Origin of the sequence: Rhodococcus sp. IEGM 1351 (assembly GCF_030056875.1) — a bacterium.
GTDB classification, from domain to species: domain Bacteria; phylum Actinomycetota; class Actinomycetes; order Mycobacteriales; family Mycobacteriaceae; genus Rhodococcus_F; species Rhodococcus_F opacus.
Genome location: NZ_JASHKU010000015.1, coordinates 59,334 through 82,187 on the forward strand (window position 1 = coordinate 59,334; position 22,854 = coordinate 82,187).

General features: G+C 62.4%; 16 protein-coding genes and 1 pseudogene. 12 read left to right on the top strand and 5 right to left on the bottom strand.

The genetic code is table 11. The features are described from left to right. Positions 1–2: 2 nt before the first annotated feature. On the top strand, positions 3–1,490 hold the full coding sequence (eat, locus tag QM806_RS24950; RefSeq protein ID WP_065491444.1) for an ethanolamine permease: 1,488 nt from the start codon (positions 3–5) through the stop codon (positions 1,488–1,490). A 163-nt stretch (positions 1,491–1,653) separates the two neighbouring features. After that, on the top strand, positions 1,654–2,169 hold the full coding sequence (locus QM806_RS24955) for a hypothetical protein (RefSeq protein ID WP_120661037.1): 516 nt from the start codon (positions 1,654–1,656) through the stop codon (positions 2,167–2,169). Between the two features lie 875 nt (positions 2,170–3,044). Here the strand turns inward: QM806_RS24955 and QM806_RS24960 are convergent. Beyond that, positions 3,045–3,977 carry a LysR family transcriptional regulator gene (locus QM806_RS24960; RefSeq protein WP_120661039.1) on the bottom strand — a complete coding sequence of 311 codons (933 nt, stop codon included), beginning with the start codon at positions 3,975–3,977 and terminating at the stop codon, positions 3,045–3,047. Positions 3,978–4,521: 544 nt separating this feature from the next. Between QM806_RS24960 and QM806_RS24965 the strand changes: the two genes are divergently transcribed. The 7 genes from QM806_RS24965 (at position 4,522) to QM806_RS24995 (ending at position 15,137) form a co-directional block, all read left to right on the top strand. Next, positions 4,522–5,961 carry an APC family permease gene (locus QM806_RS24965; RefSeq protein WP_283293175.1) on the top strand — a complete coding sequence of 480 codons (1,440 nt, stop codon included), beginning with the start codon at positions 4,522–4,524 and terminating at the stop codon, positions 5,959–5,961. Positions 5,962–6,668: 707 nt separating this feature from the next. Further along, positions 6,669–7,475, top strand: coding sequence for an SDR family NAD(P)-dependent oxidoreductase (locus QM806_RS24970; protein WP_120661041.1), 807 nt, complete (start codon positions 6,669–6,671; stop codon positions 7,473–7,475). 115 nt (positions 7,476–7,590) lie between these two features. Beyond that, positions 7,591–8,745: an ATP-NAD kinase family protein gene (locus tag QM806_RS24975; protein ID WP_120661042.1), complete on the top strand. Its 1,155-nt coding sequence runs from the start codon at positions 7,591–7,593 to the stop codon at positions 8,743–8,745. Positions 8,746–8,781: 36 nt separating this feature from the next. Beyond that, a complete protein-coding gene (gcvPA, locus tag QM806_RS24980) occupies positions 8,782–10,191 on the top strand; it encodes an aminomethyl-transferring glycine dehydrogenase subunit GcvPA (protein ID WP_120661043.1) in 1,410 nt (469 codons plus the stop codon). Continuing rightward, positions 10,181–11,737, top strand: a complete 1,557-nt coding sequence (gcvPB, locus tag QM806_RS24985) for an aminomethyl-transferring glycine dehydrogenase subunit GcvPB (protein WP_120661044.1) — start codon at positions 10,181–10,183, stop codon at positions 11,735–11,737. Before gcvPA ends, gcvPB begins: the two co-directional genes overlap by 11 nt. A gap of 314 nt (positions 11,738–12,051) precedes the next feature. Then, positions 12,052–13,704: an AMP-binding protein gene (locus QM806_RS24990; RefSeq protein ID WP_120661045.1), complete on the top strand. Its 1,653-nt coding sequence runs from the start codon at positions 12,052–12,054 to the stop codon at positions 13,702–13,704. A gap of 125 nt (positions 13,705–13,829) precedes the next feature. Further along, positions 13,830–15,137 (top strand): ArgE/DapE family deacylase, encoded by a 1,308-nt coding sequence (locus QM806_RS24995; protein ID WP_120661046.1) that lies wholly within the window; start codon positions 13,830–13,832, stop codon positions 15,135–15,137. A gap of 314 nt (positions 15,138–15,451) precedes the next feature. On the opposite strand, the gene istB is transcribed toward QM806_RS24995, so the two are convergent. Beyond that, a complete protein-coding gene (gene istB, locus QM806_RS25000; protein ID WP_120661047.1) occupies positions 15,452–16,216 on the bottom strand; it encodes an IS21-like element helper ATPase IstB in 765 nt (254 codons plus the stop codon). A 54-nt stretch (positions 16,217–16,270) separates the two neighbouring features. Next, positions 16,271–17,809, bottom strand: a complete 1,539-nt coding sequence (gene istA / locus QM806_RS25005; RefSeq protein WP_242322937.1) for an IS21 family transposase — start codon at positions 17,807–17,809, stop codon at positions 16,271–16,273. A gap of 975 nt (positions 17,810–18,784) precedes the next feature. On the opposite strand from istA, the gene QM806_RS25010 reads away from it, so the two are divergent. The 3 genes from QM806_RS25010 to QM806_RS25020 all read left to right on the top strand — a co-directional run bounded on the left by QM806_RS25010 (position 18,785) and on the right by QM806_RS25020 (position 20,549). Then, positions 18,785–19,384 (top strand): MerR family transcriptional regulator, encoded by a 600-nt coding sequence (locus QM806_RS25010; RefSeq protein WP_005568807.1) that lies wholly within the window; start codon positions 18,785–18,787, stop codon positions 19,382–19,384. Between the two features lie 9 nt (positions 19,385–19,393). Then, positions 19,394–20,029, top strand: a complete 636-nt coding sequence (locus tag QM806_RS25015) for an RES family NAD+ phosphorylase (protein ID WP_043790747.1) — start codon at positions 19,394–19,396, stop codon at positions 20,027–20,029. Between the two features lie 106 nt (positions 20,030–20,135). Beyond that, on the top strand, positions 20,136–20,549 hold the full coding sequence (locus tag QM806_RS25020; RefSeq protein WP_005568811.1) for a helix-turn-helix domain-containing protein: 414 nt from the start codon (positions 20,136–20,138) through the stop codon (positions 20,547–20,549). 45 nt (positions 20,550–20,594) lie between these two features. Here the strand turns inward: QM806_RS25020 and QM806_RS25025 are convergent, their stop codons facing one another. Further along, positions 20,595–21,425 (bottom strand): RES family NAD+ phosphorylase, encoded by an 831-nt coding sequence (locus tag QM806_RS25025; protein WP_310794472.1) that lies wholly within the window; start codon positions 21,423–21,425, stop codon positions 20,595–20,597. Between the two features lie 533 nt (positions 21,426–21,958). Then, positions 21,959–22,811 (bottom strand): annotated as a pseudogene (locus tag QM806_RS25030) (ATP-dependent DNA ligase). Between the last annotated feature and the right edge of the window lie 43 nt (positions 22,812–22,854).

The window sequence follows — 22,854 nt, forward strand, 5'->3', positions numbered from 1 at the left end:
CCATGAGCACCGATCCGGTGGCGCCCCCCACACGCCACACCTACGCGGGCACCACCGGTGCCCACGCCGCGGGCGGAGTCGACTACGACAACGTCGCCGACGACTACATGCTCCGCCGTCAGCTGCGCCGCGGCACCGCAGGACCAGTCCTGCTGATTGGACTCGGCGTCGGCTACGTCGTCGCCGGTGACTACGCCGGCTGGAACTTCGGAATCGGCCACGCCGGCTGGGGCGGCATGCTCATCGCGGTCGGACTCATGGGCCTGATGTACACCGCGATGTGCCTGGCCCTGGCCGAGATGGCCTCGATCATCCCCACCGCCGGCGGCGGCTACGGCTTCGCCCGCCGCGCGATGGGACCGTGGGGCGGCTTCCTGACCGGCACCGCCGTGCTCCTCGAATTCGTCCTCGCCCCGGCCGCCGTGGTCACGTTCATCAGCGCCTATGTCGACAGCCTCTTCGGGATCAGCGGACCCTTGGTGTATGCGGTGTTCTACATCGCCTTCATCGGTCTGCACCTGTACGGCGTCTCGCAGGTGCTCAAGCTGATGTTCGGCATCGCCATCGTTGCCGTGATCGGGTTGCTGGCCTTCTCGATCGGAATGATCCCGCATTTCGATGTCAGCAACCTCATCGACATCGCCCCCACCAATGCTGTCGGCGCCAGCAGCTTCCTTCCATTCGGCATCGTCGGAGTCTGGGCCGCCCTGCCCTACGCGATGTGGTTCTTCCTCGCGGTCGAAGGTGTCCCCCTCGCCTCCGAGGAAGCCCGCAACCCGGTGCGCGACATCCCCAAGGGACTGATCGGTGGTGTGCTGGTGCTGCTCACCCTCGCCGCGCTGCTGCTGACCCTCGGACCCGGCGGATCGGGCGCATCGACCCTGCAGGACTCCGACAACCCGTTGATCGACGCTATGGAGGCCGCCAACGGCGGCACCACCTGGCTGAGCCAGTTCGTCAACGTCATCGGCCTGGTGGGTCTGGTGTCGAGCTTCTTCACCATCACCTACGCCTACTCGCGGCAGACGTTCGCGCTCTCGCGGGCCGGCTACCTGCCCAAGGTGCTGTCGCTGACCAACGGGCGCAAGACCCCGTTCCTGGCGCTGATCGTGCCCGGGGTGATCGGATTCATTCTGTCCCTCACCAGTTCCGGAGACCTGCTCATCCTGATCTCGGTGTTCGGGGCCACCGTCTCCTACATCCTGATGATGATCTCGCACATCGTCCTGCGGATCCGGGAACCGCACCTGCACCGCCCCTACCGCACCCCCGGTGGGATGCTCACCTCCGGAATCGCCCTGGTCCTGGCCGTCGCCGCCCTGGCAGCCGGGTTCATGGTCGACCCCTCGGTGGTGTTGTACGCGGCCGCCGCGTACGCGGTGATGATCGCGTACTTCGCCTTCTACAGCCGACACCACCTCGTCGCGAAGGCACCCGAAGAAGAATTCGCCGCCCTCGAGGAGGCCGAATCCGAACTCGACAACAGATGACCGTGACCGGTTCGGTCCGCGCCCATCAGGGTGCGGGCCGGCCACACACTTCTGGCAAATCCGCCGCACTGCACCAGCGCCGAAAACCTGTGCGCCCCCTTTCCGTACCCAGCTCAGGGCGCATCCTTGCCGGGAACCACGAGTGAACCCAAGGAGAGAACTCATGGCCACCTCCGCCGCCGCCACCGTCTGGCGGCCCACCCTGCCGGTCAATCCCGTGCGGGCGACCGCCGCCGGGAAGGTCGCTGCCCTCTTGGTTCTGGCCTGCGTCGCAGCACACATTCCGGTGCTGCTCACCCACCTGCCCCACTTTCCCGGCACCAGCCTGCTGATGCTCGCCCTCTCCTGCGCCTGCCTGTTCTGCGTCGGGCATCTGTGGACCAAGCCGACCATCCGCGACTGGTCCACCACGGGGGCATTGGCCGCCGGGATGCTCGTCTTACACGCGATGATGATGGTCTCGATGACGAACACCCTCACCGGCGCGGCGAACACCGCGACCCCCGGACACCGTCACCGCTCGGCCCCCCACACCATGGACGCCGCCCCTACGCCGAGCGGTACGCTCGAGTTGCTGTTCTATGGTGCGAGCGCACTCGCACTGATCCAGGTTTTTCTGGCGGTCGTGATAGTCCTGCCCACCATGCTTCGGAGCCGAAGCCAGCGCACCGCCGTCTGATGACTCGTGATGCTTGATGGCTCGTGATGTCGGAGAGTGTTCCGCGCTTTTCGGAGGTAGGGATGCGGCGCAACCTTAATTCGCCCTCGGGCAGCAGCCGTGCGTTGTCGGCGTCGTTGCGGTGGAATTCTCGAGTGGCGCGTGTGCGGCGCTAATCGATGTAGGGCCGACCGGCATTGCGCCGCAGCACCCCCCGCGCCGCCGAATCAGGCGACTGCGCGACGACGACGCCGCGGATTACAGCACGACCATCGCTGCACAGGAGACGCCGGCGATTGACCTCGGCTCCGAGTACTACCGCACCGGGGTCGAGGCGCGTCGCCGCGCCCACGCCGCCTTGACCGACGTCCCCGGCCTGTTCGAACAACGTCGAGGACCGGATCGAGCAGCTCCCGCAACGCACCCTCGACCTACTCGACGCCGAGAGCCGTGTCTGAGGTGCATCGAAGGGGAGCGGCGAGCTATTTGTCAAGATGTCTTGACGATCCAGCTGCATCGCACCGAATTATCGGTCGGCAGCGGACGCGACCTGAGACGCCACCTGGGGGGATCAACGACTCGGCCAGTAGATGGTCGAGGCCTTTCGGCATCGCTGTACGAAAAATTCTTGCTCACCGGTTCCGGCGAATCGGTGATCCCGTCCTCTAGATGAGCTTCGAGGTCCGCCTACTGCGCATGAGGTGGTTCACGGGCTGTGCAGGTCGATGACGGCGGGTCGGTGCGCCGCGGCGGACGAGTGCGTCTCGTGTGGTTAGTCCAGCCGTGATCACGCGTATTCAGCAGTTCGGGAACAGCTGTGCCGGTGAGTTTTCCGGCGTGAACTGCGGCTCGAGTGGTTGCTACTGATCGGGTTCACTGCAAGTAAGAAGTACCCATCAGTCGGCGTTACCGCTTTCAATTCGGGCCACGAGGTCGCGGTGCTCGTCGCGGACTTTTCGCGAGACGGCTATGAATGCTTGGACCAGTGGAGTTGGTTGTCCGCGCCATCCGACGCATAGCGTCGAACCCGGCACTTGACCCAGCGTTCGGTACACCAGCGACGCCCGATGCGCGAATCGGTCCATGCTGGGCACAGACACCGACAAAGTGAGACCCGCCGCTACGTTGTCCAGCTCTTCATCCATCGTTGCGGTTTCCCTGCTGATGCGGGGCAGATTGGCATCGTCGACCCCGAGATCACGCAGTGTCCAAAACGCGCGCCAACGTGCGTCGTCGGTACGCGGTGCTGAAATTACCTGATCCTGCAAATCAGACAACAGCACCACCTTCTGCGCTGCAAGAGGGTGCGAGTTCGTCATCCCAATTGCAAGCGGTTCAGTGAACAAAACTTCAGAGTTCAGGTCGGCCAGATCGATCGGTAACCGCAAGAACGCCACATCCGTCTCTCCGGACCGCAGACCACAGGAGGGATCTGTGAGGTCGTAGCTTTCGATCCGAGGGCTGACGGACGGGTGACGAGTTCTGAACTCCGAAATAATCAACGGTGTCAGCTCCAGTGCTGACGCGGCAAAGAACCCGATGCGCAGAACACCGGACATTCTGGAATGCGCTCGGTGCGCGTCTGCCACGCCCGCGTCCAGAACTGCCAACGCCTCACGCGCTGAACGGAGAAAGGCCTTGCCAGCGTCGGTCAGTTCGACTGCTCTCGTTGTCCTTTTAAGCAGCGGTACGCCTACATCGTGTTCGAGTTCAGTGATGCTGCGACTCAAACCCTGCTGCGAAACGTACAGACTCTCTGCTGCACGGGTGAAGTGAAGGGTCTCTGCAACTACCACGAAATGCCGTAGACGACGCGTATGAACGTCCATCGAACTCGCTCTCGGTATCTAAAACTGCAACGCCAACCATCATGGCCCCCGGGGCTCCGATTCACAACGGATCAGCGTAAATAGAGTCAAAAATATTGTTTCCCTCACCTCAGTCTCGTGCGGCACACTCGCAGTTGGATGTGATGCGCGTCTCTGAGGACCGCCGATTCGACCGAAAGGAGCGAGTATGCAGCGAACGCTTCTGACGCTGGGACGCTCCTTGGTGAACTCCGCTGCGGGGCGATCACGTCGACGGCCATAAGTCCAAAGCCGTGAGGTCACAATCACCAGCAGTCTGCAAACGAGCGGTGCGTCGACAACCGAGGCAATCGATACACTGATCGGCCGCATTTCCAGGCTGACACGGCGGCCGATCTGCTGGTCCGCTACCCGCTATCAAGCGTTGTCCATCCGACAGGACGCTCGGCAGAATCAACGCAGCAAGACCGCTCACGGCGATGCAAAACCTAGCAAGCAGATCCAATTTTATCATCTCGCAGTAGATCGAGCGGCGAGATCGACCACCCACGTCAGGTAGGCAGGCATGTCTCAAGAATCGTCCTCGACATCCTCTGGTTCAGTCGTCAGTACTGAGACCGGCACCGCCAAAGTCCCTATGGATAAAGGCATCGGCGTCCGAGGCGTCGTATTTTTGGTAGCTGCCGGTGCTGCCCCGCTGGCGGCAGCAGTAGCGGTGTTTCCAGTTGTCGTCAGTGCCAGCGAAAGTCCCGTGTCACCCCTGTTCTTCGTTGTCGCAGCGCTGGCTTTGGCTGTATTCGCCGTCGGCTTCACTCGAATGGCCCATGAAGTCACAGACGCCGGCGCATTCTACGACTTCATTCGTGCCGGCCTGGGCCACGTCTGCGGACGTGGGGCAGCCACACTGGCGCTGGTGTCGTATGCGCTGCTGTTCGTCGCGCTCGTCGGGTATTTGGGCGCGTCCACTGCAAGTGCCATTGAGTACTTCACCGGTGCCGTGACTCCGTGGTGGACGTGGAGCACGGTGTCGCTATTCATCACCGGCATGTTGGCTTACCGCGACATCGCATTAAGCACCAAGGTTCTCGGCGTTTCGTTGGTGATCGAAGTTGCGATCATGCTGGTGCTCGATTTCGTCGTGGTGTTTCGTGGTGGGCCCGAGGGAACCACCGCATCGGCCCTGAACCCACTACACTTCACCGAAGGCACGCCATCGCTCGGCCTGATGTTCGCCTTCTTCGGGTTCGTGGGCTTCGAGGCCACCGTTATTTTCCGGAGAGAGGCGCGTAATCCACATCGAACAATCCCCCGAGCGACATACGTGTCCATCATCGCCATCGGAGTGTTCTATGCATTCAGTCTCTTTGCCGTCGCAGTAGGTACCGGCCCCAACAGCCTCGTCGCGAAAGCAACCGAAAACCCTCAGACCCTGGTCACAGAACTGGCATGGACGTTCCTAGGCGTCTTCGGACAGGATGCGGTTCAGATACTTGTTCTGGTAAGTCTCTTCGGTTGCTTTCTGACCTTCCACAACGTGCTCGCCCGGTTCACCTTCAACTTCGGCGCGGCGGGTCTGCTTCCCTCGGCATTGGGCTGGGCCCATCCCCGTCATCACGCACCGTCGCGGGCATCGCTTGCAGTCACCGCGTACTGCCTCCTCGCCGTCGCCGTATCCGTCATACTGGGATTGGATCCAGTGCTCGATCTGTACACGTGGTTCTCCGGCGCAGCCACTCTGGGAATCATCGTGTTGATGGCTTTGACCTCGTTGGCGGTCATCGTGTTCTTCCGTGGACACGAACGAGGATCCCGGCTAACGACGTTCATTGCGCCGACGGCGTCGCTGGTGGCGTTCGGGGCACTAATATTCTTGGTGGTGAGAAATTTTCCGCTGCTGGTCGGCGGTTACGGCGTAGCAGTGGCGCTGATCGCGGTGCTGGCCATCGCATTGGCGGGTGGAGCAGCAAGCAGCTTGGTCGGCAGGTCGTCGGCGAGAAATCTTTAGTGCCCTGTCCTGGGATTCGCGACTTGCTAGAGCCCCAAACGGCGCGCAGAGATCCGGGCAGTCGACGTCACCCCCGTCCTTGCTCCGCAAATTAATAAGACAGTCTTGGTGTCCGAGTCGCAGACGGCTGATGCCGTCCGCCCACAAGATTGTCGCAAAACCACACAACCTCACCAGACCTCGACGATCCGCCGATGTTGCGGCAAGCAATCGGGTCGCAGCGTCTCACTCCCACGCCAACCGACGCGCCAAAGTGCGTATGAGACACAGATCGATCGTCTCGTTCCTTACCTTCCCAACTCGCGGTGCTAGGAGACGACTATTTCCCACGCGCTGTGCACCCGTAGGAAAATCGGCCTCGTTACTTCGATATCGACTTGGCGACCGAGGCCACTCTCACTCAGCGGGGGTCACGACAGCTCCCGCACTGGACGTCCAGTTGAAATGTGCGAGAACTGCCCCACGGACATCCGATCAAACAATCCACAACAGAAGTGTGTAAATCTGAATGGACTCGTTGTTTCTCTCGTCGGTAAAACTTCGGCAGAATCAGAGGCGACAACAGATGTGATGTGGACCTCTCAAAGGGTCTCGCGGCCGGGGAACCACACAGCAACCTCTGAGACTCTCCTCGCACACTCGCGCTTGCATGCCGTCTTCAGCTCGCCGCTTGGTGAGTGGCGCCGTTCTACAGAAAGAGAAACACCATGGCCGGCCAGTTAGAGAACAGAAGTATCGTCATCACGGGGGTCGCCGATCCTCAGGGCATCGGCTTCGGGAGCGCCCGGGTGCTGGCGCAGAAAGGTGCATTGCTGACTCTGGTGGACATCTCCGAGCAGGTCCTCGAGCGACGAGATGATCTCGAGCGGGAGGGGTTCGACGTCCGATCCCACACCGTGGATCTGACGAATCATTCGGATGTCGTCGACCTGATCGACCAGGTAGTGAAAGACGCCGGTGTCATCGACGGCCTGGTGAATCTCGCAGGAATCGCAGCGCGGGCAAAGAAGGGTGACGATGTCGATTTCGAGGTACCGATACTTGCCACGACTTCGATCGAATCATGGGAGCGCACTCTCGCCATTAACCTCACCACTCAATTCAATTGTGTGCGGGCTGTTTTACCGCACATGATTGAAAGGAGGTACGGCCGCATCGTCAACTTCTCCTCTGTGACCGGTCCTGTCGGCGCGATCGCTGGGTTGGGCGCCTACGCGGCAGCCAAAGCGGGTGTTGTCGGTCTCACCAAGTCCATCGCACTGGAGAACGGCCAGTTCGGAATCACAGCGAACGCGATCGCGCCCGGATACGTCAACACCGCAGCGTTGACGCCCGGAATGCATATCGGTGGCGAAAACACCCCACTCAGGCGAAGTGGTGAACCCCGTGAAATTGGTGCTCTCGTTGGCTTTCTCGCATCGGAAGAGTCTTCGTACGTGACGGGTCAACTCATCACCATCGATGGTGGAAACATGATTCAGGAATACAAGGGCCCGGGTGAACTGGTTCTCTAATTGGCCGACCGGCACCAACCCACTCCATGCAATCGAGCAACTGCCGTTCCCACCGCTCGTCGATTCGCACCGCATCAGTCGATTGCGGCCTGCCCGCGCCGGATAGGAGATAGACGTGCAAGAGATCTCCACACAGGATGACGACGCGACGCTGCCCACGCTAGGACTGATCGTCAATCCCGTGGCAGGGATGGGCGGCGCCGTGGGTCTTAAAGGCACCGACGGAGCGGACATACTCCGCGAAGCGCAATCGCGTGGCGCCCGGCCCACCTCGCAGGCTCGAGCCAGCCTCGCGTTGACACAGCTCGCTGCTACCACAGCTTCTTTCCGACTCCTAACCGGTCCTGCCGAGATGGGCGAACGTTGCGCGCGCGCAGCAGGTCTGACGCCGGAAGTGGTGTACGAATTGGGTACTGGTTGCTCAACCGCTGTCGATACTCGAGCGACCGCAGCCATCATGGCCGCTCGACCGGTTGACCTGATTCTGTTCGTCGGCGGCGATGGCACTGCGCGAGACATATTTTCGTCAGCAGGGGATCGTGTCCCCATGGTCGGAGTGCCCGCCGGTGTGAAGATGCACTCGGCACTGTTCGGCACGAACCCAGCGAACGCTGGCCGTCTAGCCGGTCTGTACTTGTCCCGAAATCCTGTGGCCAGGTTGCGCGAGGCAGAGATCATGGATCTTGACGAGGCAGCGATCCGCAACGACACGATGTCCGCGCGCCTCTACGGCTACGCGCGCAGCCCTTTCGAGCGTCATCTCGTCCAGAACGCAAAGTCCGGCTCGCGGCCGGGGAGTGAACAAGATTTGGAGGCCGCCGCTCACCAGTTGGCGCGAGGGATGCGGCCCGACTGCCTATATATCCTTGGCCCGGGAACGACTACACAACGCATAGCCGGTGCTTTGAATCTGCACTCGACCCTGTTGGGCGTCGATGCCGTTCTCGACGGCAAAATGGTCGGAACCGACGTCGATGAAAGCACGCTACTTCGACTGATGAGTGGTCGAGAGACTCGAATAGTCGTCGGCGTTCTCGGTGGCCAAGGCAGCCTCTTCGGGCGCGGAAACCAGCAAATCAGTCCAAGAGTAATTCGCGAAGCTGGGCTCGATCACATTATGGTTTTCTCATCTATCGAGAAGCTGATTGCGCTCGGCAATGCGCCGCTCCGTGTCGATACCGGCGATCTCGAACTGGACGAGAGGCTTACCGGCTATATCCATGTTCAAACTGGCAATGATCACAGTGTGATTCATAAAGTCGCCTCATAAGAAAACGTCAACCATAAAAGACATAAGGAGGCATCAATGAGTAACAGCACAGCGCATCCGTACATGGCAAATTCGGTTCCCGCGCTTCAGCAGGAGATGCTCGACGCAATAGGCGTCCCCACCATCGCCGAACTCTTCCAGCAAATTCCTACCGACCACCGCACTACTCGGAAACTCGATTTGCCGCCGACCCTCGGTGAAGCCGAACTCCGACGGCATCTCGTGAACACCCTCGCGAAGAACCGCACGTGCGAGCAGAATTTGAACTTCCTCGGAGCCGGCCTGTGGCAACACCATGTCCCCGCAGCGTGCGACGAGGTGGTTCGCCGAAACGAATGGCTTACCTCAGTCTTTGGCGAGCCGAGCTCGGATCACGGCCGTAATCAGGCATGGTTTGAGTTCTGCAGCCAGCTGGGCGAGCTGCTGAAACTCGACCTGGTGGGCCTACCCGTCCGAAGTTGGGGTTCCGCCGCGGGCCATGCCCTACGAATGGCTGCCCGCATTACACAACGCACGGAGGTCGCGGTTGTCCGCGCGATCGATCCCGAGCGGTTGTCCGTGATCCGCAACTATTGTGAGCCAACGGAGATGGAGAGCCACATCGCAGTCCGGCTGATCGACTATGATCCTGCCAGCGGGCTGATCGACCTGGACGATCTTCGGGCAAAGGTGGGTGAGCACACAGCGGCGGTGTACTTCGAAACGCCATCGTATCTTGGCGTAATAGAGCAGCAAGGGGCCGAGATCGCGGCCATTGCGCGTGCCGTAGGTGCGGAAACCATCGTCGGTGTCGATCCCATTTCGCTCGGAATTCTCTCATCGCCAGTAGATTTCGGCGCGGACATCGTTGTCGGAACGATCCAGCCGCTTGGCATCCATATGCACACCGGCGGGGGAGTCGGCGGTTTCATAGCCTCACGCGACGAGGATCGCTACGCTCATCAGTATCCCACCTTGTTCATCAGTATTGCCGAAACGATCAAGCCTGGGGAATACGGATTCGGTCTCGGTCTTTTCGAGCAATCGTCTTATGGTTTGCGAGACAAGGGAAATGACTGGACCGGCCATTCGGTGTACATGTGGGCCATCGCTGCAACCACATACATGGCGTTGATGGGGCCTCAAGGGTTCGAGGACGTCGGGGGGGTGATCCTGCAGCGCGCGCACTATGCGGCACAGTTGTTGTCGGAGATCGAGGGTGTCCGAGTTTCCTTTCCATCGGGTTTCTTCAAAGAGTTCGTCATCAACTTCGACAACACAGGTAAGACCGTCGAAGAGATCAACGATGCATTATTGAATATCGGGATCTTCGGCGGGAAAGACCTGACGAGGGATTTCCCTGAGTTAGGTGCCAGTGCACTCTATTGTGTCACCGAGATTCATATAAAAGCTGATATTGACCGCCTGGTGGGCGCTCTCAGAGAGGTGACTGCAAATGAGCACTAGGCTAAACGAAATCCAGGCCCCGGTTTGGAACGAACCGATCATCATGGAGATGGGCTACCCGGGCCGTCGAGGTGCAGTGTTCTCTCACGCCGAGGACGACATCGAAGCACGGGTTGGCGCAGCGGTCGACCTGATCCCCACCGCCGTGCGCCGACGCGACCGTCCCGCGTTGCCCGAGATGTCCGAGCCCGAGGTGCTGTACCACTACCTGCGATTGTCACAACAAACGCTGGGAATGATGGGTGTCAGTCTTTTCGGAACCTGCACGATGAAATACAATCCGCAGGTCAACGAAGCACTTGCGTGGCGGCCGGAAGTCACCGAAGTACATCCGCTGCAGCACGAGGACACACTGCAGGGAACACTGGAAATTGTGCACGCGATGGATCTCATTCTGCGTGAGCTTTCCGGAATGGACCAGTTCGTGTTTCAAGCTGGTGGTGGGGCGGAAGCTGCTTTCGTCAACGCCTCGGTGACCCGCGCCTACCATGCCTCCCGGGGTGAGCTGGAACAACGAAACGAAGTCATCACGACTATTCAAACTCACCCCTGCAACGCCGCGACAGCCGCCGCCGCGGGGTTCAAGGTGATTACGTTGATGCTCGACGAGAACGGCTACCCATCCCTCGACGCGCTCAAGGCTGCTGTGTCGAACCGGACCGCGGCCTTGATGGTCGGTAATCCCGATGACATGGGTGTCTACAACCCGGAGATGAAGGAGTGGGTGGAGATTGTCCACGAAGCGGGTGGCCTCTGTTTCTACGACAGCGCCAACTTCAATGGCACGATGTCGAAGATACGACCCCGTGAAATCGGCTTTGATGCATGTATGTTCATGCTTCACAAAACCTTCGGCGCACCTAAGAGCGGCGTCGGAGGACCCGCTACTGGCGCCTACGGGTGTTCGGCTGAGCTCGCCCCGTTCTTACCCGCTCCGCTTGTCACCTTCGACGGTGAGCGTTACCACCTCGATCACGACCGCCCCGACAGTGTCGGAAAAATACGCGAATTCTGGGGCAACGTGCCTGTCATCCTCAAAGCGTACGCATGGGTGCGAGCAATGGGCGCTGAGGGTATCGCCCAGGCGTCCGACATTTCTGTATTGGGAAACAATTACATGGAAAAAGGACTACTCGCAATCCGAGGCGTCACTCGGTCTCACCCCGAGAGTACGAGCCCCCGCCTCGAAATGACGCGATACAGCATGCAGACCCTCAAGGAAGACACCGGCGTCGACGTGCACGATGTGCAGAACCGTATGACTGACTTCGGGATCGACGCGATGTGGACCAGCCATGAACCGTGGCTAATTCCTGAGCCCTTCACACCAGAGGCCGGCGAGATGTACGGCAAAGAGTCCTTGGATCGATGGATCGCGGTACTCGCCCAGATTTCGGATGAGGCATATTCGAATCCCAATATTGTGAAATCCGCCCCACACAACCAGGCAATTCATCGATTGAAGCCCGGTTTTACCGATGACCCCAGTACTCGCGCTATGACCTGGCGCGCTTTCCAACGAACGCGCGCGCAGATCCGCTCGTAAGCACTCCCAGCCGGCGGCTGTTGGACATACTAAAGTAGCGAGTCTGCAGTAGCGCTGGATGACACATCATGGATTGCGTAGGTACCGCCACTCGCAAGGTTGTCAGCATATTAGTTGGGGCAAGTCCAACATCTTCCTTCCCGAGGTGGATTCAAGAAATCGGTGCGCTTTGTCGCTCAATGTTACGCGCGGACAGCCCCACGCGTCGGGCACGTGTGAGACGCCACGCATGGACATTCAGAAGCCTTGGGAGCGTGCACACGGGCGTTGACCAGCAAACGGCGATCGACTGAGCGCGCCAAGTCGCAACGACAATGACCAAACCGTTTCAAATAGAAGGAGCTTTCGTGACAGGACTGGACACACCGATAACGCCTTTGAAATTCCTCGAGCGCTCGGCCCAGGTACATCCGAACAAGACCGCGGTCGTAGACGGCGAGCGGCGCATATCGTATTCCGACCTCGCATCCATTGTCACACGCCTTGCGCACGGTCTTCGCCAGTCAGGAGTCGGATCCGGTGACCGAGTTGCCTATCTGGCAACCAACTCGGCTGAGCTATTGGCGGCCCACTATGCAGTCCCTCTTATCGGCGCGGCACTGGTCGCAATTAACACGCGATTGTCGCCACCGGAAATCGAATACATATGTAACCACTCTGAGGCTGTCCTTCTGCTCGGCGAGCCCGTCTTGCTCGAACAGCTGCATGATGCGTCGCTACTGACAGTTCGGGAGACGGTACAGCTACCGCAGCAGGACGGTAGCTACATGGACAGCGGGCAGTCACACCTCACCTATGACGCACTCATGGCACGCGGGTCGGAAGAGCCTTTGCCCTGGGAGGTCGACGACGAGACCCGAACCATCTCGATCAATTATACGTCGGGCACCACCGGTCGCCCGAAGGGGGTGATGTACACCCATCGCGGCGCGTACCTCAACTCTCTCAGTCAGATTCACCATCAGCACTTCGACATCGACACCAAGTACCTGTGGACACTGCCGATGTTCCACTGCAACGGCTGGTGCGGCCCCTGGGCAGTCACTGCCGCATCCGGAACTCACGTATGCATCCGTGCGGTTCGCGGTGACGCGATGTGGTCACTCATCGACAGCGAAAAGATCGACCACATGAGTGGTGCACCGACGGTTCTCACGACGCTCGCCACTGCCGATGCAGCGCATCGGCTCGACCGGAGCATGACCATCACTACAGCAGGAGCTCCACCCAGCCCAACCACAATCCGGGCGGTCAGAGCACTCGGAGCCGAAATCGTGCATGTGTACGGCCTGACCGAGACGTACGGCCCGTGTGCAGTCTGCGAACCTCAGGCAGACTGGGCCGCGCTCGATGAGGACAGACTGGCGAGGCTGCTGGCGCGTCAGGGAGTGGGAATGCTCGCCTCCGGCCCAGTGCGGGTAGTCCGCACTCAACGCGGTCCGCATGGCGAACTCGTCGACGTCGCCAGCAACGGTACCGAGATGGGCGAGATCGTCATGCGCGGAAATATAGTCATGAAAGGGTACTTCGGCGACGATTCGGCCACCGCCGAGGCCTTCTCTGGCGGCTGGTTCCATTCCGGCGACCTGGGAGTCATGCACCCAGATGGCTACGTACAGCTCATGGACCGCGCCAAAGACATCGTCATATCCGGCGGTGAGAACATCTCGACAATCGAGGTCGAGCAAGTTCTCATGTCCCACCCATCGGTGTTGGACGTTGCGGTGATCGGCGTTCCGGACACGAAATGGGGAGAACGACCCAAAGCGTTCGTGGTTCTCAAGACGGATTCCACCGTCTCCGACTCCGACCTGACGCAGTTCGTACGAGACCACATCGCGGCGTTCAAGGCGCCACGAGAAATCGTGTTCCTACCCGGGCTACCGAAGACCTCGACCGGAAAGATTCGCAAGAACGAGTTACGCGACCGCGAATGGCATGGAGAGCGCGAGCGGATCCGAGGCTGATCGCTTCTGGACAATCGGCATGTCCACTCAGACGACTGCAGATCGATGGTTCCGTGGACCAACCGGGTCAGGCTCCACTCAGCCAATGGCTCTCATGATCACATCAATCTCGAAAGGACGCGGACATGACAGAAGATGCAGTTCGGCGGGTACTCGCCGCGATCGAGGACTCGCGTCAACGAATTATCGACGACGTGAAACGTCTGGTCGAGGTGCCCAGCGTGAATCCGAACTATCCTGGCGTCCGGTCCGAAGACTATCTCGGTCAGGAATCCGAGGCGAACCTCTTACTCCGCGACAGATTCGGCTATCTCTTCGACAGCTCCCAACTCGTCAAGAGCCAAGAAAAGCGCGAGAACCTCGCTGGTGTCGTGAAGGGCGGTGGCACAGGTCGGTCGCTGTTGCTCAACGGCCACATCGACGTCGTACCGGCGGGGAATCTCGATACATGGACAGGTGACCCCTTCGTCGCGAGCGAAGTCTCCGGCCGAATACATGGCCGAGGGGCAAGCGACATGAAGAGCGGGATGGTCGCTGCCTTCAGTGCGATCGAAGCGATCCGAACGTCAGGTATCGAGCTTGCCGGCGACCTGGTCGTTCATTCCGTGGCAGGTGAAGAATTGGGCGAGCATGAAGTCGGGACAGGTTGCGTGCTGCAGAATGGATACATTGCGGACGCGGCGATAGTCGTCGAGCCATCCGCTAGTTTCGATTCCCCGCTGACGATCAATCCAACTGCTGCGAGCTTGTTGTGGGGTCGAGTTCGAGTCGAGGGACTCGCCGGGCATCCAGGGCTTCGCCGCGAGCTGGTACGGGCCGGCGGGGCCGGTGCGCAGGCGGGCGTGAACGCGATTGATAAAGGCTATTTGGTTCTGCAAGCGCTGTACGGGATCGAAGAGCAATGGGGGCTGAGCAAGCAACGCCCACTGTTCAAGTCGGGACATTTCGTCGTCATGCCCGGAACGATTCACGGACGCGGGAAAGACATCGACATTCCATTTGTCTTTGCTGAGTACTGTGAGATCGATTTCATCGTGTGGTACCCACCGGAGGACGACTCCGACGCAGTGAAGCTCGAGATCGAGAGTTTCGTCAATCGGTCGGTCTCCTTGGACCCTTGGTTGGCGGAGCACCCACCCACCTACGAGTGGCTGGTCGAGTTTCCGGGCTTCAACACCCGAGATGATCACGAAATCGTCCGCACTCTCGGTAACGCTCACGAACAAGGGACCGGCAGCACAGCAATAGTCGAAGCGTTCCCCGCCGCGTGCGATGCGACATGGATTGCGCGAACAGACATCCCGGTTGTGAATTATGGGCCGGGCCATCTGGCAAACGCTCACAAGCCGAACGAATACTGTGACGTAGACGAAATCATCTCCGCAACCAAGAGTTTGGCGCTCACTGCACTCGATTGGTGCGATGTGAAGTAACCGTTGCAGGCATCCTCGTCGAGCTGAACAAGAACAGGGAGACCAAGTTCAACGGACTTCATCAAGTGGTTCTTGACGAGGAGGGCTGCGGTCGCCACACCTGATCTAATTCATGCTCCTGTCGTCAATGATCCGACGGACGGGGTCGCCGGGTGTGGTGGCGCTGGGAATCCCCTGAGCAACAACCGAAGAGCCCAGTCAAGGCTCGTGTGGCATTTGTCGACCGTCACGTAATTCCCCAGGGGTGTCCGTCACGTAATTCCCCATGCTCGGGCGTGCTGAGTCGAGGGTAACCCGAGCGGGCGGGGTGCGGGTCAGGTTGCGCCGGCGGTGCGGTGTCCGGGTCGTTTGCGGGGCCGGTAGGACGGGCCGTCCATCAGGGTTTGGTGGCTGGTGTTGATGAGCCGGTCGAGGAGGGACTCGGCGACGACCGGGTTCGGGAACAGCGGATACCAGTCCTTCGGGGCGCGGTTGCTCGTCAGAATCAGCGGTTTGCCGGCGATCGCACGGTCCGAGACCAGATCGTAGAGGTCATCGGACTGGGTGGTGGTGTGCTCGCGCATCGCGAAGTCATCGATGATCAACACCAGCGGCCGGGTGTATTCGCGCATCCGCTGACCGATGGTGCGGTCGGCATGGCCCCCGGCGAGATCGGCGAGCATGCGGGAGCACTTGACGAACCGCACGTCCCCACCGCGGCGAGCAACATGATGCCCAAGTGCCTGTGCCACATGGGTTTTGCCTACTCCAACCGGACCGTAGAGAATCACCGACTCGCCGGCATCGAGCCAGCGCAAGGCGGCCAAATCCCGCAGCATCGCCGCCGGGAGTTTCGGATTCGCGGTGAAATCGAAGTCCTCGAACGTGGCCTGTTGCTCGAACCTCGCCCGCCGCAACCGGCGGGCCAGCGCCGCCGTTTCCCGGCGGGCGATCTCGTCCTCACACAGCACTTGCAGGAACTCGAGGTGCCCGAGCTGCCCGTCCCGGGTCTGAGCGAGCCGGGCATCGAGGGTGTCGAGCATCCCGGTCAACTTCAACGTCTTCAGCGCAGCACACAGGCTGGGATCATGAATGGTCATCACAGAAACGTCACTGGTTCAACGTGATTGCAGGACAATCGGGTGGAGTCGCGGTCAGGCGGTGCGTTCGGCGTCGAAGGCGTCGGGTCCGCGCAGGAACGCCGGCGCCGGCGCGGCGGCCGGGGCGGGCCGTCCGTCATGTTCGGTGCCTGCGGCGAGGATGCCCTTGACGGTGCGGTAGCTGGGGTCACCGACCTCGAGGGCACGGGCGCACGCCGCATTCAGCCGCCGATCCTCGTAGCGATCCCGCAGCCGGACGATGCCCTGGATCGCCCGCAGCCGGTGCAGCGCGTTGACCTGGGACAACTCGCTAACCACGGCGACCGCGGCCGGGCCGATCTGGTCGGCCTGCGCCCGGCACCAGGACACCGTCTGCAGCGTGTAGGCGATCTTGTGCGGCGGGTAGTGCTCGGGGTTCGTCGACCGTCCCGACAGGTGCAGCACGTGGGTGGCGACCACCTGCTCGGTGTGGAAGATCTGCACCAGGTCCCCGCTGGTGCGGACCAGCACCTGCTGGCCGATCAGCCGCCAGGGCACCGAATACAGGGCCTTGCCGGCCTTGACATGACAGTCCGGGGCGACCTTCCCGACCTGATAGAGGACCGGCTCGAATGGTCGCGGTGGAAGCTCTGTGAGACGGCGCTTTTCGACGGCGTCGAACACCGCTGTCGGTTGCGCTCCGTCGAGACCGCGGTGCTGGTGCCGGCCGTAGACGTCGGTGCACCAGGCCAGGGCGGCGTCCTGCATCTGCGCCAGTGAGGTGAACTCCCGGCCCCTGAAGAACGAGTCGCGGATATAGGGCATCGGACGCTCGATGCGGGGTTTGTCCTTGGGTTTGCCAGCGCGGGCGGGGTCGATCAGCATCCCGTAGAACGCGGCGAGCTCTGCGTAGGCGCGGTTGATCTTCGGGTCGTACAGGTCCGGCCGGTCCACCCCGGTTTTGAGGTTGTCGCACACCATCCGGGCCGGTACACCACCGAAGAACTCGAACGCCGCGACGTGCGAGGCGCACCACGAGGACTGATCCATCCGCAGCACCGGTTGCACGAACAGCATCCGCGAGCAGGTCAGGATCATCGCGAACGCCCACACCGCCACCCGCCGGTCGGTGGCCGGATCCCGCCACATCCCGAGCTTGCCGTAGTCGACCTGGGCCTCGTCGCCGGGCGGGACCGGGCCCCGGGGCACCGTCACCTTCGTCTCCGCGATTTGATCGGCGAATTGCGCTGCCACATAACGACGTACCGTCGACTCGGACACCGCGACACCGTGGTCGTCACGCAGGCGTTGCGCAATCGTCGCGACCGTCACCGACGCCTTCAACTGCCCGTCAATCCAGTCGTGGTGCGCGGCGATCGCCGGCCACGTCACCGCCCGCGCTGCCGGGTCGCCGACCTCCGGAAACCATCCCGAGATCAGTTCCCGCCAGAGCGCCTCGTCGAACTTCCCGCCCTCGCCGGGCGTCAGCCCGGCCGCCAACGCGGGTGCCAGGTATTTCCGGATCGTCTTGCGGTCGATCCCCAGGGCCATCGAGATCTGCACCTGAGACCGGCCGGCATGCCAGTGCCGGAACAACTCCATCAGATCGGTCATCGTCCACGTTCTCCTTGCCACCGTCAGGCCCCTTCCCGGGCCCGTGTCGGTGGCCCAGTCAGGAGCGAACCTGCAGCAGCGCCGGAACCCCGGCCGACACGCCCCAGGGTGGGGAATTACGTGACGGCCGGGTGGGGAATTACGTGACGGACAAACCCCTCAACCTGGGGAATTACATGACCGCTGACAGGCATTCACCTTCAACATCGACGGGCTTCTATTTTTCGGGAAAGTTGCAGTCCGTTGACTGAGCAAGCACGCGCCTGTTCGAGCTGATGACAAAGTATGGGAAACGGACCATGACCGATCGCAAGAGTGTTGGTGGTCTTCAGGGGACGGGCGATGCGGCCGTCCCACAGTATCGACGAGGTCGTCGCCGGTGGCCGGATCATCGACCGCGTCCCCCGAATCCGGAAAGGTCGCCAACCGGGTCCACGCAGACGTGGCTGTGGCCCTTCTCTCGGCATCTCCGACGGAATCCTCAACGCCATGACGTTGGCCACCTCGACCGAGCCGCACGGATTCGCGGTGACCCCCTATTCTGGCGCTGCGCACGGGAATACGACGGAAATCACCGCCATATACACCGGTTACCGAACCCGCGCAGTGGCGGGGCACGTTGGCGTGTGCCGTGTCCACGGGCCGCGGGCTGGCGTGGGCGGCTGCGACGTCGTCACCGTGGCAGTCCGAGTGATCGCGGGATTCGGAAGCCGGTCGTGTGCCCATTCGCTGCACTCACCTGACCTCGGCCGCGTCGCTTGGGGATGCTCTCGTTCCCGGCCGGCCGTGTTCTGGGTGGGCGGGGTGGCGCCGCCACTGAGCCTGCAGCCTCCCGCTGCGAAGCCTCCGCGGCGGGTAGTGGCGCTTCACCTTCGGGATCTCACGCTCGCGGATGCGCCGACGCAGTGGTCGGTTACCCTCGTCAGTCAGCTAACAGTAAGGTAGTCTGTTAGTTACTGTTAGGAGGTGTTGGTGGTGGGCACGATCGATGACCGTTACCTCGCCGGTGACGTCGACTTCGAGGCCGCGGTGGGGGAGGCGCTCGGCACCCCGGTCTCGCGGGAAACCATGCTGCCGCTGCTGCATGCGCTGGCCCGCGGGGCGCACCCGAACGCCCAGCTCAGCGACCACGACGCCGCCTTGTATGACGCTGCCGGGTTCACCGAGGACCCACTCGCCCCGGCCGCTGCGGCCGCCGAGCGGGAACAACGCATGCGCGGGCTCACCGCGACCGCCAAGACGGTCGAGGAGGCGGCCGGTCTGCTCGGGGTGTCGACCTCCCGGATCCGCCAGCGCGCAGCGGCGGGCAGTGTGTGGTCGATCAAGGTCGGCAACAAACTGCTGCTACCCGCGGTGCAGTTCAACGGTGAGGAGATGGTGCCGAACCTCGACCGCATCCTGACGATGCTCCCGGACGGGTTGCATCCCCTTGCGCTCGAGCGAGCCCTGACCGACCCTCGTGCCGATCTGATGCTGGACGCAAGCCCGGTGTCGGTCATCGACTGGCTCACCAGCGGCGGCGACGTCAAAACCGCACTAGAAGTGATCACCCAAATCAAATGGGAGGCAGCGTAAGTGGCGCGGATGCTCCCGCACCCTCCGACCGTCGACGGCCTTTCCCACCACGGCATCCGCGACAACGAATACGCCATCGTCCCCACCACCGACATCCTCTGGCGGGTGCACCGCACCACCAGCAGCCACGCGCTCGCCTGGAACGAGCTCCGCACGTATGGCCCGGTGCTGCGCTTCGACCCGCACCCACTCCCGCGCGGTGACCACCCGGGGCACGGGGTCTGGTACGGGGCCACCGATGTGCACGGTGCGCTCGCGGAAGCATTCCAGGCCACCCGCACGATCGACCGGGTGCAGGAGACGCCGTATCTGACCGGGCTTCATCCGGCGCGGGAACTGCGGCTCCTCGACGTCGGCGGGTTCGGGGCCGGCCGCTGGCCGACCCCGGTCGGTGGCACCTTCGCCCTCGATTCCGCGGCGCACGGCATCACCCAGCGATGGGCCCGCACCATTGCGGCCGCGCACCCCGGGCTCGATGGACTGCTGTACCGGGGTCGATTTTCCGGGGGCCCGTGCGCAGCGCTGTTCCCCCCGGCCGCCGACGCCTTCCCCGTGCGGCCGGCGACGTCGAACCCGCTCGCGCATCCCGGCCTGCAACGCCGTCTCGCCGCGGCCGCGGAGGCGCTCGGCTACACCCTCGTCTGAGGTGCGCCGTGGGGTGATCCTGGAAAGTGGGTGGCGTCGTTGACGACGCCAGGCCTCCGTTGCGGTTGTTTCGTTTGTTGCGTATATCTCGTTTGGGAGGTGCGCGATGTCCGCAGCACATGATCAGCCGACCGTGGTCGAGCAGGAGCAGGCCCGGCAGGCTCTGCAGTTGCTTCGTGATGTCGGGCCGGCGGGGGACACCCTCGATGTGACCGTGGCAGGTACCGCGGAGTCAGTGCATCTTCCTCGGGCGGTGCTCGATCTGATCCGCGAGGTGTTGGCGAATATGGCCGCGGGGCAGGGGGTCACCGTCGTCCCGGCGCACGCGGAGCTGACGACCCAGCAGGCCGCGCAGATGCTCAATGTCTCGCGCCCGCATGTGATCAAGCTCCTCGACGAGGGGCATATCGAGTACCGAATGGTCGGCCGGCATCGCCGGATCCTCGGATCCTCTCTGCTCGCCTATCAGCGGACGCAGCTGGGGCCTCGCGTGACGCCGCGGAGGAGCTGGCGGCCCTGACGGAAGACCTCGGGCTGTACTGAGGTGACCTTCACCGAGCTTCTGCTACGCGAACTTGTTGTACCCGAAAATTTTACGAGATTTCCTTATTCGGATCTCAGACCGCGTTGTGCATGCCCCGGTGGACGGAACGCGTCCGCGGGCGAGGTGTTTGAGAACGTGGTGGATTGCCCGGACCTCCGGGCGGGGATGTTGGAGAAGCTGCGGGAGTTGATGAATGCCGGCGGTGCCGGATTCTCCTGGCCACCGGAGGCGTGCCGCCGGGTGTTGCGGCACGTCGGACGTAGGTCGGGTGGGGGAGAGGAGGGCGCTGTGGTCGGCAATGATGCGGGCGACGAGGTCGCGGCCGGGGCCGTGGTCGAGCGGCAGGGACGTGGTGGTGGGGTCGATTGCCAGGTCGACGTGGGGTGTGATCGCGGGGTCGGTGGTGAGGATCCAGGCGAGGGTGTCTTCGTTGTGCCGGGGCCGGTAGGCGAGTCCGTCGATGTCGTTGTCGGCGGCGCGGATGGTGTGGGCCCACCGCCTTGTCGTGACGTAGTGCCGGGCTTCGCATTTGGTGAGCCAGAGGTCTTGTCCGACCGAGGCCAGGTGCGGGCCGTGGAGTGCGGCCGTGGTGAGGGTGCGGGTGACGGTGAGGGCGGTCAGGGTGCGGCCGGTCACGGTGGAGGCGGGCACGATCCGGGCGATCGAACGGTCGAGTGGCAGGTCCCGGCAAATGGTTTCGGCGATCGCACCGTCGGGGCTGTCGGCGAGGTAGAGGTAGGCGTGGCTGCCGTCGAGGGAGTCGAATCGGCCGCCGGCGAGTTCGTCGGGTTGGGCGGTCGGGTTCAGGGCGTGTGGGGCGCGGTGGCCAAGCGGTGCGCGCCGCGCAATCAGGGCGGCTTCGCCGGTTGTTTTCGCCCCTGCTGCTCGGAGCCTTCGCGTAGTCGCGGTGGGAGTCGACCAGACGGCCCTTTCCCGGGGGCGGCCAGTATGGCGTACTGAATATCAACGACGACGGGATCAACGTCACGGCGACGATGACGGGAAAGCGCTGGGACGGTGAGCAGATCATCCACAGTGCCGGGCTGACAGTACACACCTCCGTTGCCGACGTCGGCACGACGCGCCTCACCCAGGGCCTCCCGAAGGGTATCCTCCGACGTCACCGAGCCCGTCCGACCGCAGTGCCAGCACAAATAGAACGCGGATTCTGCGTTCACGCTCCCGCTGCGCACCTCGTGCCCGCCGCGACTTGGACGTGCGTCGATTCGCTGGTGAGCACCGATTCGTCGAACACGTCCAGCGGCAGGGTGATCACGCACCCGCTAACACGTGCAAGCCGCTACGCCGCCGCAAACAGAGCGTCGGCAGGTACCTCGACCACAAGCAGCCCGAGAGGGATGTCCGAACGGCCATTGCCACACGCTTCAATGCCGCCCCGGCAAGTCGACTTCGCTGGCCGCCTTGTCGTCACGGAGGCCTTTCCAGCTCGGGTGACGCAGCCCCCCGCTGGTGTGTTCGCGGTACTCGACATCGCCGACCAACCGTGGTTCGACCCAGCGCGCACCCTTCGTGTGTCCCGCGCAGGTGGCGGTGAATCGAGGGGAGTCGTGGGTCGTTCTATCGCCGCGAGCTGCCCTCGTAGTGATTTCCGTGTCGCGGTGGTGAATCCGGTGCCGACATGTCCGATGTAGACCAGTCGGTGGTTGTCGTCGTATGCGGCGAGGAGGAGTGATCCGATGCCGTCGCGGGCGGCTCCGGTGCCATCGACCCAGCCGACGATGATCCCTTCGGTGTTGGCGCGTAGTGGTTGTTTGATCCAGGCGGGGGAGCGGCGACCGGGTTGATACGTCGAGTGGACGCGTTGTGCGACTGCTCCCTCGAGGTGATGTCTACGGGCGAGATCGAGCATCTGCTCGCCGTCGACGTCGGTCCAGTACGGCGGCACCTGCAGGCGGGGCCCGGACAGCGCGAGGTCGTCGAGTTCGGTCCGTCGCCGCAGGTAGGGCAGCCCGGTCGTGGACTTGCCATCGAGGGCCAGGACGTCGAATACGTAGTACGTGACGGGCGCCTCGTTGCGGAGCTGTGTGGTGGGGGACAGCACGGAAAGGTGGCAGTGATGTCATTTCCGTTGCGGCTGAACATCCGGGCTACACCGTTGTCGACGGTGGTGACGGCGCGTTGACCGTCCCACTTCATTTCGAACGCCCACCCCGCACCGCCGGGAAGTTGGCCGAGTGTGGCCAGCATCGGAGACGGGACCGTCGACGAGGAAGGCATCCACCGAGTGTGCGCGAAATGCTCGGGCCGTGGGCGGGAACGG